This window comes from Cognataquiflexum rubidum (assembly GCF_022538115.1).
GTDB classification, from domain to species: domain Bacteria; phylum Bacteroidota; class Bacteroidia; order Cytophagales; family Cyclobacteriaceae; genus Cognataquiflexum; species Cognataquiflexum rubidum.
This window is the reverse complement of sequence record NZ_JAKZAL010000010.1, coordinates 169,921-181,093: the sequence shown is the minus strand read 5'-3', so window position 1 is coordinate 181,093 and position 11,173 is coordinate 169,921. Positions and strand designations below refer to the sequence as shown.

The following is an 11,173-nucleotide window of genomic DNA, read 5'->3' as shown; positions in this document are numbered from 1 at the left end:
AACAGAGAAGTTAAGCCCTGCAGCGCCGATGGTACTGGGGTTACACCCGGGAGAGTAGGCCGCCGCCACATTATTCAAAAAGCCAGCCCATAAAGCTGGCTTTTGGCGTTTTTGGAGGTTTCCTTTACTGTAATGATATCAATCCACCTCTTCCTGCCCCGATACGCAAGGGCGGGCAGGCGTGGCGGGGTACAGGTACGCCACGGCGCACGGGAGAGTAGGCCGCCGCCACATTATTAAGACCCTCAGATTCATCCCTGAGGGTCTTTTTGCGTTTTAAGGGCCAGTAAGGATAACAAGGTCTGGTTAAACAGAGATTGAAGAGATTGAAAAATGTATCAGCTGTTTTTCTCTAGTCCTGCAAGGTGATTGGCAACCATTTTTAAAATACCATAATCGTACTTGGTAGGAAATTCTTGGCGAACGAGCACAATATCCCCATTTTTTGATTGGATAAGGTTCCCGATTTCCTCGATCTCCTTTTGAGATATGTGCGAATGGATAGAGACTTTTCCCTCTGCAATACCCTTGGCTAAATGTCCACGAATAGTGGATTCCGCCAATCCCCGTTCTGAAGCAATTTCTGAAATTGATTTTCCGCTTTGACTCAGCTCGTAGGTAATTTCGTAGGTTTCCCCTTTTTCTCTTTTGAGTTTGGCATCCCCTTTTTCCTTCTTTTTCCTACCTGTTTTGTTGGTGGCAAATTTGGGGTTATCCTTTGCTGCCTGTCTTGCTTCCTGGGCCAGTGCAAGCCGAAGGTCGATGAGTTCTTGTGAAACTTTGTCCATTTTACCGATTTCCTCCCCATTGAAAATGGCAGGGACCAAAAAAGTCACTTTCTTGACCTCAGTCAGTTTCTTAAAAACCATTAATTCTACTTCTGAAATCCCTTCCAGATAATTTTTACTCCTGGTAAACCTTTCAACCTCCCCTGCATGGATCAATAGATTTTTGAGGCTTGATTCAAGTAACTTGGAATAATATTGGCTTCCTTTTTCCAATCGTTCAAGTAGCTTTCCTTCCTCGTTTGATTGGAGAATCTGTAATAATTGCCGCTGAAATTTGTAGGTATTTTCACCTTCTTGAAGAAACCCTTCATAAATAAGAGGAATTGCTTTTTGCATTTCTGCATCTTCAAATTCCATAGTGCCTCCAAAATCTTTTGAAAAAGTTTGGAGTGAATTGATGATCTCACCAAAGTCAAATGTACTTTCCAAAAGCCTTGCCATGTACTTCCTTTGGTGAAGGCTAAGTAGCCTCTCCAAAGGTTCCTGTTCTTGTGTTGTCTGGGTAAAGTTGACTACATCCCGGTCACTGTTGATGACATGGGATTGGATGCGGGTACGCAAGGTAAGCCCATCCAAACCCCGTAACCTACTCAACGCCACATACACCTGGCCCGGAGCAAAAGCCTGTCCTACATCAATGATGGCCCGGTCAAAGGTCAATCCTTGGCTTTTGTGTACAGTCACAGCCCAAGCAAGCTTAATAGGATACTGCTCAAAAGTCCCGATCACATCCTCTTCTAGCTCCTTGGTTTCCTCATTGATGATGTACTTTTTGTTTTCCCAAACTTCTTTTCGAAGCTTGTATTCTATCGAACTGTCTGCCAAACGAACCATTATTTCGTCTCCGTCGATGGTTTTGACAGTTGCCATTTTCCCATTGAAATATTCTGAAAAACCACTCGTATCATTTTTGATAAACATAATCTGGGCACCTTCTTTTAGCTCCAAGACCTTTGGTATGGGATAAAGGCTTTCCGGGAAATCCTTATCAATCACCGCCTCGAAAGTATGGGATTTGGTTTTGAGTGCTGCCAATTCCTTTTGGTTGTGTTCTTCAGCTTTATAATTGTGTGTGGTGATGATAATAGTGTCTCGTAAGTTTTTGATTTCCTCCTCTGTTTTATAAAAGGTGTTCAAAAAAGCGATATCTGCTGCGGTGGCCTCGTTGTCGCGGAGATGATTGAGAATCGTGATGAATTTCTCGTCCTTTTGTCGGAAGATTTTGTCCAATTCCAAATAAACCATTCCGGATTGGCGAATCGCTTGGGATTCAAAAAAGTGCATGCTTTTGTAAAATTTGTTGAGGACCTGCCATTCGTAATCTTTCACAATAGGGGGCAATTGAAACAAATCTCCGATCATCAGGACCTGAACCCCGCCAAAAGGCTCTTCAAAATTTCTTTTTACACTACGCATCCGGTAATCAATCGCATCGAGAATATCCGCCCTCAGCATACTGACCTCATCGATGATGATCAGATCCACAGCTTTCAGGACCTTTTTTCTTGCCATATTCAAAGGATGTCTTCTGCCTAAAGTAAATTGGGTGAAGAAATTGCCATTACTGCTGAAGTTCCCTTCAGGTTCACGGGTAGGGAGAAATGTCCCAAAAGGAAGTAAAAACTGGGAATGTATGGTAACTCCTTTGGCATGTAATGCAGCAATTCCGGTAGGCGCCAGGATCACAAAACGCTTGTGGGTAAGGTCAGCAAGCTTTCTGAGGAATGTGGTTTTGCCTGTTCCGGCTTTTCCTGTCAAAAAAATCGGGCTATTGGTGCTGTTCACAAAGTGTGCCGCCAATTCCAACCTGTCTGTAATCTGAGTTTCCATATGGCTAAAATTAAGAACAAAAAACCTATAGCACCCGGGAATAAACGTTTAAGTTCGCAAAGTTTTTAAAAAAATGTAACTTTGTTTCCGATAGATAGTTGTCATACTAACTATTGAAATACTAAGTAAACCCGATAGGTCAATTCTGGAATTAAAGAATGGTTGTCTGTAAAACCAGGTGCTGTATTTTATTCCATAAGAATAATTATCATCAAAATTTCTTCATTAAAAAAATCAGAATGTCAAAAAGTATATTGGTTACGGGAGGAACAAAAGGAATTGGCCGCGCTATCATTGAGAAGTTTGGGGCAGAAGGTTTTGATGTTTTTACCTGTGCACGCCATTTAGGAGATTTGGAGAATTTGAAGGGTGATTTTGAATTTCAATTTCCCAATCAGAATATCCATATTTTTTCTGCAGACCTTTCCAAAAAGGAAGAAGTACATGCATTTTCTGAATTTGTAAAAAAGATAACATTCCCGGATGTCATCATTAATAACACCGGTGTTTTTTATCCCGGTTCTATTCATTCTGAACCGGAGGGTAATTTTGAACTGATGATGCAGACCAATCTTTTCTCTGCCTATTACCTGACTAGGGCATTTACTTCCGAAATGATGGCCAGGAAATCAGGACATATCTTTTCGATCGGATCCATAGCAGGCTTGACTGCTTATGCCAACGGCGGGAGCTATGCAATATCCAAATGGGCAATGTTGGGTTTTACAAAATGCCTAAGAGAAGAATTAAAAAATTATAACATCAAAGTAACCTCGGTATTGCCTGGCGCTACCTATACCGCAAGTTGGGAAGGAGTTGATATTCCTGAGGAGCGGTTTATGAAATCCGCCGATGTTGCCGAATCAGTATGGGCGGCTTATAACCTTTCGCCCTATTCTGTTGTTGAAGAAATAGTGATCAGACCCCAATTAGGAGACTTATGACCGGTATGGAACCCAAATCAGTGTTGGAAAAAATCAAGTATTGTAATAGCCTGACGGAATATTCCAGAAGGAAAACCATCCCTGTCAAAGTGGGTGATGTGGTCATCGGGGGAGACAATCCCATTGTAGTGCAATCCATGACAACTGTCGATACCATGGATACCCTAGGCTCGGTGGAGCAAAGTATTCGCATGATCGAAAGTGGGTGTCAACTTATCAGAATCACTGCACCTAGCATGAAGGAGGCTGAAAATCTCCAAAACATCAAAAACGAACTTAAGAAAAGGGGATACAATACTCCCTTGGTCGCTGATATACATTTTACCCCCAATGCAGCCGAAATCGCTGCAAAAATCGTGGAAAAAGTGCGGATCAATCCGGGAAACTATGCCGATAAAAAGAAATTTGAGGTCATAGAATATACTGACGAAAGCTATCAGGAAGAATTGGACCGCATCAGGGAAAGATTTCTTCCTTTGGTCAAAATCTGTAAAGAATACGGGACAGCCATGCGCATAGGAACCAACCACGGTTCGCTTTCCGACAGGATTATGAGCCGTTATGGTGATACTCCACTCGGAATGGTTGAATCTGCTTTGGAGTTTTTGAGGATTTGTGAAGATGAGAATTACCATGACATTGTCATTTCAATGAAATCTTCCAATACCCAAGTCATGGTGCAGGCTTACAGGTTATTGGTGCAGAAGTTGGATGAAGGTGGATTTAAGCCATATCCCCTGCATTTGGGAGTGACCGAGGCGGGAGATGGGGAAGACGGAAGAATCAAGTCTGCTGTAGGGATTGGAACTTTGTTGGAAGATGGATTAGGAGATACCGTGCGCGTTTCATTGACAGAAGATCCGGAGTTTGAAGCACCCGTCGCAAAATCTTTGGTGGACCGATATGCCGAGAGGAAAGGTCATACACCGATTGAGGAGCTTCATCATTTTCCAATCACACCTTTTGAGCACAATAAAAGAGATACTATTGAGGTTTTTAATTTTGGTGGCAGCAATGTTCCTAGGGTGATTGCAGATATTTCTGCAATAGCCAACATCACTGAAAAGGAAATGAAGAACATCGGCCACTTCTATTTGCCTGAGTTGGACAAATGGAAAATGAACGATCAGGGTGCCGATTACGTGTTTTCAGGTGACCATCCGATTCCTTTCATGCTGCCTAACGGTATGAAGGAGATCCAATATTTCAACCATTGGCTACATTCAGAAGATCAGGTCAATAAGTTTCCTGCTTTTACCTTGCCTGAATTTAAGATAGCGGCAAACTTCCATTATGGATTGAATTTTCTGATGCTTTCAGACTTAGAAGTATATGAAGCTCTTCCGTTTTTGGAAGGAAGAAAAGACGTCGTCGTGATTTTGCAGAGTGACAATGCACATAAAATGGCTGCCCTCCGTCGAACTTTTATTTCCCTGATGGAAAACCATTGCTTGGCTCCGGTGGTTGTAATGGTTAATTATACTGTACAGGACTCAGACAAAACCATGCTTTATGCAGCTACGGATGTAGGAGGGTTGTTGGTTGATGGTTTGGGAGAGGGTATCATGTTGGGAATCGGAGCTTATGAAGGCCGTGAAAGAGAGCAGATTTTGGTACAGATCAAATTGCATAATTCTGTAGGCTTTGGTGTGCTACAAGCTGCCAGAACCAGGATGTCCAAGACGGAATATATTTCCTGCCCTTCCTGCGGGAGGACTTTATTCGATCTTCAAGAAACCACGGCCATGATCCGCAAAAGAACAGACCACCTTAAAGGTGTCAAAATCGGCATCATGGGTTGTATAGTAAACGGTCCCGGTGAAATGGCAGATGCTGACTTTGGATATGTCGGTTCGGGAAAAGGTAAAATCACCTTATACAAAGGGAAAGAGGTAGTGAAAAAATCTGTTCCTTCCGAGAGGGCTGTGGACGAACTGATCGAAATTATCCGAAAAGACGGCATGTGGATCGAACCGGAGGTTTGATTCAGTGATCAGAAAACAGTGTTCAGTCTCAGTTTTCAGTCCGTAATCCATTCAAATTTTGAGATATGTTTTGAAAAATCAATTTCACGTGGTGGACAGTCTACTGTGGTCTGTTGACTTATTTATAAATAGTTACATCAATACGATTGGATTCACGCCAATAACTCATTAACCAATTTCTAAAAACCATAAATATGTCAAACAGCAGATTAAAGGAATTTTTTAAAGTTGGAGAAGTAGGTCATTATTTTATCCGGGTTTTTCAGAAACCTGATCCAAACAAACCTTCCAATTTCAATCTCCGAATGATGCATGGCATCAATAAGATTTCTATCCTGATGTTTTTGGCCGCCATCATCGTTTATATTTTTAAACGTTGCACTTAAACCAATCTGCCATTTTTTTCCTTTTACTTCTTCCTCATTACTTTTTACCTTTAACCAAATAACCAATTACCGATCAACCACTACCCCCCTATTTCCCATGAACATTACCTTTTTTAGGGAATATTGCCTGTCCAAATCAGGAACTTCCGAGGATACGCCTTTCGATGAAAATACCCTTTGCTTTAAGGTGGGCGGAAAGATTTTTGCCATCATTGACATTGATCTTTTTGAAAGTGTCAACCTCAAATGTGATCCTGAAAGAGCTGCTGAACTCCGGGAAAAATACCGTGGAATTGTGCCTGGATACCATATGAACAAGAAGCATTGGAATACGGTAATATTTGATGGGTCAGTTTCGGATAAGTTGATTTTGGAATTGGTTGATCATTCCTATGATTTGATTTTGAATAGCTTGCCAAAGAAAACCAGAGAAAGTATCCTTACACCATGAGCTACCTCAAAATCGATTCCATCCTAAAAAGCTTTCAGGAAGGTCTGCCTGTAATCAAAAATTTTTCTTTGGACATTCCAAAAGGCCAAATCATTTCCTTGGTAGGGGAAAGTGGTTCAGGCAAAAGTACCTTGCTTCGAATAATTGCCGGTTTGGAAAGTAGGAATGAAGGTGAAGTTTTTCTAAACGGTGTCAGGGTTCAAAATCCCAAAGAGCAACTTGTGCCAGGAATTGATGAAATCCAATTGGTTTATCAAGACTATCACCTCTATCCCAAATCAACGGTTGAGGAGAATATATTGAGGCCATTGTTACTTTTTGAAAAAAAATACAAGGAAAGCAGGGTTGAGATGCTTTTGGAAATGCTGGGGTTAAAGGAGTTTAGGGACAAATTACCGAGGCATCTTTCGGGAGGACAGCAACAGAAAGTAGCAATCGGAAGGGCGTTGAGTGTGGAGCCGCAGGTTTTGTTATTGGATGAACCGTTTTCGAGTTTGGATACGATACAGCGGCGGGAATTGATCATGGAACTGAAGAGCATGTTTCAGGATCTTGGAGTCACTGTGCTTTTTGTAACCCATGACTTGGATGATGCGCTGCAGATGACCAATGACTTGGTGATCATGCAAAAGGGAAAATTGATCCAAAAAGGCCATCCTGAGGAGATTTTTTCCAAACCAAAAAACCTCTACGCAGCAAAGCTTTTCAGTCATTTGAACCCCCTTCCCAATATAGAGAAAACCTATATTCGGCCTTCAGATGTTCAATTATTCAAGACAAGCGGTATTCCTGCCAGAATTATAGAGAGGCAATATCTGGTGCATTATAACCAGTTGATGGTAAAACTGACTGACGGAACTGTCTGGAAAATTGAGGATAAAAAAAGGGTTTTTGCAGTAGGAGAAAAAGTATTTTTGAAATGGGAGGAAGGAAAAGAGATTTCCTTTTCCAAAAGGTTAAGCACCTAAATATAAATCATTACCAAAGTTTTAAACTTTGGTAATGATCCATTTATAACATAACTCAATGCTGATGTCCGTGGTCTCCATGGACATGACCGTGGTCAAGTTCTTCAGGAGTTGCTTCCCTCACCTCAAATACTTCCCCATCAAAATGAAGGTCAAAACCTACCAAAGGATGGTTGAAGTCCAATAAAATTTCTGAACCAAGATCCTTCAATACTTTTGCCTGCATGGGATAACCATTTTCATCCACAAGGGGAAGAAAATTTCCTTCTTCCAACATCTCGGGCTCGAATCCTGCCGCGGCTGAAAACTGGTCTTTGGGCAATGCCATGATCATTTCATCGTCAGGTTCACCGTAAGCATCTTGCGCAGAGATGGTGAAGTTGAAACTTTCACCTTGGCTTTTTCCGGCCAACAGTTCTTCAAATTTTTCCGGTAATCCACTAAACCCAAAGATGAAGTAAAAAGGATCTTCATTGTCTCTGACTTCCACACTGAAGGGCACTGACTCGATTTCGTCTTCTTCTTTGCTGACTTTAAGTTCGTAGGTCAGCCCTACCACTGCGTTTTTTACTATTTCCATGATAAAGGATTTAATTTCAATTTTAACTTACTTGATAGCGCCATTGATCATGACGGCCAATATGCTGAGCATGCTGAGGACGAAACATCCAAAAACCCATCCCCATTTCTGCCTGTATGTCAACAGAATGGAAGCAATGAATATCAAGCCGAAAACTATTCCAAATACAAACAGAACTTTGAGATACATTTCCTCTGAAGCATGGAAATAAGGAACTTCTGCTTTTTCCACGGGTTGCAGTACCAATTCTTCGCCAAGCATCTTGTAACCTATCCATTCCCTCCAATAGGAATAAGCGAATATTCCGGAGGAAACGATGGCAGCAAAAGCAACGAAGAAGCGGTTCATGGGGAAATAGTTAATGGTTATTGAGTTATTGGCAATTGGTAACCTTTGAACCTTGAAACATATTAACTTTTCAACTTTCTCAAATCACAATATTTACAATCTTACCTGGAACAACAATCACCTTTTTCGGGACATTTCCTTCGGTCCATTTCAACACTGTCTCGTCTTTCAATGCAGCTTCTTCGATTTCTTCTTTGGTCAAGGACAAAGGAAGCATGAGTTTTGCCCGCATTTTTCCATTGATGGAAACAGGATATTCGTGGCTGTTTTCCACCAAGAATTCTTCCTTGAATTCAGGGAAAGAAGTAAATATGATCGATTCGGAATGACCCAAAAGTGTCCAAAGTTCCTCTGCAATATGTGGAGCGTAAGGAGAAACGATCACGGCCAATGGCTCCAGGATTTCTCTTTTGTTGCATTTCAAAGCTGACAACTCATTCACACAGATCATAAATGACGCCACGGAAGTATTGAAGGAATAATTCTCCAGATCCTCCTGTGTCTTTTTGATGGTTTTGTGAAGGGTTTTAAGTTCTTCTTTACCGGCCTTTTCTTCGGAAACGCTGAATTCTCCGTTGGCATCATGGTACAATCTCCAAAGCTTTTTCAGGAATTTGGATACGCCGTCGATGCCATTGGTATTCCAGGGCTTAAATTGCTCTAAAGGTCCAAGGAACATCTCATACAGTCTCAAGGTGTCGGCTCCATATCTTTCGATGATGTCGTCCGGACTGACCACGTTGTATTTGGACTTGGACATTTTCTCCACTTCCGCACCACAGATATATTTTCCGTCTTCCAATACAAATTCAGCGTCCTTCAGGTCAGGCCTCCATGCTTTGAATTTCTCAATGTTCAGGTGGTCATTATTGACAATATTCACATCGACATGCATGGCAGAAGTATCATATTGATCTTTGAAACCATGGCTTACAAAAGTGTTTGTTCCTTTTACTCTAAATACAAAATTGGATCTTCCCTGAATCATTCCCTGATTGATCATCTTTTGGAATGGCTCTTCGATACTTACCGCACCGATATCAAATAGGAACTTGGTCCAAAACCGAGAATACAGCAAATGTCCGGTCGCATGTTCTGCACCGCCGATGTAAAGGTCCACCGAACCCCAATACTGTTCTTTTTCTTTAGAAACAAACTTCTCGGTATTTCCCGGATCCATATACCTGAAAAAATACCAGCTAGAGCCTGCCCATCCAGGCATGGTGCTCATTTCTAATGGAAATTCTCCCTCAGCAGTTTTGTATGTCCAGTCTTTTGCCCTGCCAAGTGGTGGTTCGCCATCTTCGGTAGGCAAATATTTATCCACCTCAGGCAAAACCAAAGGCAGGTCTTTTTCATCCATCAGGTAAGGCAGTCCATCTTTGAAATAAACAGGTAGCGGCTCACCCCAATAACGCTGACGCGTAAAAATGGCATCACGCATTCTGTATTGGATTTTGCCGTTTCCGATTTTCTTTTCTTCTAGGAATTCGATGGCCTTATTCATCGACTCCTTCATTTCCATATTGGAAATGAATCCCGAGTTGATGATCGTTCCTCCTTTTCCGGGAAAGGAACCGTTTTCCATGCTTCCGGCAATTACTTGCCTTATCTCTAATCCAAAGTGCTTTGCAAAGTTGTAATCCCGCTCATCATGTGCAGGTACTGCCATGACCGCTCCGGTTCCATAACCTGCCAAAACATAATCCGCCACCCAAATTTGGATTTCTTCCCCATTAAATGGATTGATAGCATAAGATCCCGTAAATGCGCCGGAGATGGTTTTGACGTCTGACATCCGGTCTCTTTCGGAGCGGTTTTTGGCAGTCTCGATGTAGGCCTCAGCAGTTTTCCTTTGGTCATCGGTGATCAGTTCAATGACATAATCGTGCTCGGGTGCCAATGCCAAATATGTCACACCATAGATGGTGTCTATCCTTGTAGTAAATACTTTGATCAGTTTATCCTGTCCTTTGACCTGAAAAACCATCTCTGCACCGATGGATTTTCCAATCCAGTTTCGCTGCATTTCCTTGATGGGTTCGGACCATTCTACTGTTTCCAATCCTTGAAGCAATCTGTCAGCATAGGCTGTAATCCTCATGCTCCACTGCATCATTTTTTTGCGCTCCACAGGATGGCCTCCTCTTTCGGAGAAACCATCTTTGACTTCATCATTGGAAAGTACTGTACCCAAGGCTGCGCACCAGTTGACGGAGGTCTCCGCGAGGAAAGTCAAGCGGTATTTTAACAGGATTTCCTGTTGTTCTTTTTCATTGAAATTGTTCCAATCAGAAGCAGAAAACTCGGGTGTATCTTCATCGCAAACCGCATGGACATTTGCATTTCCTTCGGAAGAAAACTTTTCTACCAAAGAAGCAATGCTCAAGGCTTTGTTCTCATTCTTATCATAATAGCTGTTGAACAGCTGCATAAAGATCCACTGCGTCCACTTGTAATAGCTCGGGTCGGAAGTCCTGACTTCTTTGTCCCAATCAAATGCAAAACCGATATTCTTCAGCTGTTCTGTATAACGGCGGATATTTTGTTCCGTAGTAATGGCAGGATGTTGTCCGGTTTGAATGGCATATTGCTCCGCAGGAAGACCAAATGAATCATAACCCATCGGATGAAGGACATTGTATCCCTGCAATCTCTTGAATCTCGTGATGATATCAGAGGCGATATATCCAAGTGGATGACCGACATGCAAGCCCGCCCCGGAAGGATAGGGGAACATGTCCAAGGAATAAAACTTCGGTTTTGTCAGATCAACTTGGGCATTGAAAATCTGGTTTTGCTCCCAGTAGGTTTGCCACTTTTTTTCTATTTCCTGAAAATTGTAATCAGCCATTATGGAATAATTGCGTTGCTTTTTGAGAATTGCTTGCAA

The 11,173-nt window shown here is 42.0% G+C and carries 9 protein-coding genes; 5 read left to right on the top strand and 4 right to left on the bottom strand.

Annotated features, from left to right (window positions below; all coding sequences use genetic code 11):
* Positions 1-338: 338 nt before the first annotated feature.
* Positions 339-2,618 carry a helix-turn-helix domain-containing protein gene (locus MMU05_RS12680; protein WP_241142050.1) on the bottom strand — a complete coding sequence of 760 codons (2,280 nt, stop codon included), beginning with the start codon at positions 2,616-2,618 and terminating at the stop codon, positions 339-341.
* 239 nt (positions 2,619-2,857) lie between these two features.
* On the opposite strand from MMU05_RS12680, the gene MMU05_RS12675 reads away from it, so the two are divergent.
* From MMU05_RS12675 to MMU05_RS12655, 5 genes are all read left to right on the top strand, one after another.
* Positions 2,858-3,562 (top strand): SDR family oxidoreductase, encoded by a 705-nt coding sequence (locus MMU05_RS12675; protein WP_241142049.1) that lies wholly within the window; start codon positions 2,858-2,860, stop codon positions 3,560-3,562.
* 5 nt (positions 3,563-3,567) lie between these two features.
* Entirely contained in the window at positions 3,568-5,547 is a 1,980-nt protein-coding gene (ispG, locus tag MMU05_RS12670; RefSeq protein WP_241142048.1) for a (E)-4-hydroxy-3-methylbut-2-enyl-diphosphate synthase, read from the top strand.
* A gap of 194 nt (positions 5,548-5,741) precedes the next feature.
* Positions 5,742-5,933 (top strand): DUF6728 family protein, encoded by a 192-nt coding sequence (locus tag MMU05_RS12665; RefSeq protein ID WP_113925784.1) that lies wholly within the window; start codon positions 5,742-5,744, stop codon positions 5,931-5,933.
* A gap of 97 nt (positions 5,934-6,030) precedes the next feature.
* Complete coding sequence (locus tag MMU05_RS12660) at positions 6,031-6,384, top strand: MmcQ/YjbR family DNA-binding protein (RefSeq protein ID WP_241142047.1); 354 nt, start codon at positions 6,031-6,033, stop codon at positions 6,382-6,384.
* Positions 6,381-7,352 carry an ABC transporter ATP-binding protein gene (locus MMU05_RS12655; protein WP_241142046.1) on the top strand — a complete coding sequence of 324 codons (972 nt, stop codon included), beginning with the start codon at positions 6,381-6,383 and terminating at the stop codon, positions 7,350-7,352. The genes MMU05_RS12660 and MMU05_RS12655 overlap by 4 nt, the downstream gene beginning before the upstream one ends.
* Before the next feature lie 55 nt (positions 7,353-7,407).
* Here the strand turns inward: MMU05_RS12655 and MMU05_RS12650 are convergent, their stop codons facing one another.
* From MMU05_RS12650 to leuS, 3 genes are all read right to left on the bottom strand, one after another.
* Positions 7,408-7,932 (bottom strand): FKBP-type peptidyl-prolyl cis-trans isomerase, encoded by a 525-nt coding sequence (locus MMU05_RS12650; protein WP_113925779.1) that lies wholly within the window; start codon positions 7,930-7,932, stop codon positions 7,408-7,410.
* Positions 7,933-7,959: 27 nt separating this feature from the next.
* Positions 7,960-8,280: a hypothetical protein gene (locus tag MMU05_RS12645; RefSeq protein ID WP_241142045.1), complete on the bottom strand. Its 321-nt coding sequence runs from the start codon at positions 8,278-8,280 to the stop codon at positions 7,960-7,962.
* 79 nt (positions 8,281-8,359) lie between these two features.
* The gene (gene leuS, locus MMU05_RS12640; protein ID WP_241142044.1) at positions 8,360-11,134 is read right to left on the bottom strand and encodes a leucine--tRNA ligase; all 2,775 of its coding nucleotides are present in this window, start codon (positions 11,132-11,134) and stop codon (positions 8,360-8,362) included.
* Between the last annotated feature and the right edge of the window lie 39 nt (positions 11,135-11,173).

Coding starts and splice junctions, on each gene's coding strand:
- MMU05_RS12650 (WP_113925779.1), bottom strand. CDS start 7,932: ATGGAAATAGTAAAAAACGCAGTGGTAGGGCTGACCTACGAACTTAAA.
- MMU05_RS12645 (WP_241142045.1), bottom strand. CDS start 8,280: ATGAACCGCTTCTTCGTTGCTTTTGCTGCCATCGTTTCCTCCGGAATA.
- ispG (WP_241142048.1), top strand. CDS start 3,568: ATGGAACCCAAATCAGTGTTGGAAAAAATCAAGTATTGTAATAGCCTG.
- MMU05_RS12655 (WP_241142046.1), top strand. CDS start 6,381: ATGAGCTACCTCAAAATCGATTCCATCCTAAAAAGCTTTCAGGAAGGT.
- MMU05_RS12675 (WP_241142049.1), top strand. CDS start 2,858: ATGTCAAAAAGTATATTGGTTACGGGAGGAACAAAAGGAATTGGCCGC.
- MMU05_RS12660 (WP_241142047.1), top strand. CDS start 6,031: ATGAACATTACCTTTTTTAGGGAATATTGCCTGTCCAAATCAGGAACT.
- MMU05_RS12665 (WP_113925784.1), top strand. CDS start 5,742: ATGTCAAACAGCAGATTAAAGGAATTTTTTAAAGTTGGAGAAGTAGGT.
- leuS (WP_241142044.1), bottom strand. CDS start 11,134: ATGGCTGATTACAATTTTCAGGAAATAGAAAAAAAGTGGCAAACCTAC.
- MMU05_RS12680 (WP_241142050.1), bottom strand. CDS start 2,618: ATGGAAACTCAGATTACAGACAGGTTGGAATTGGCGGCACACTTTGTG.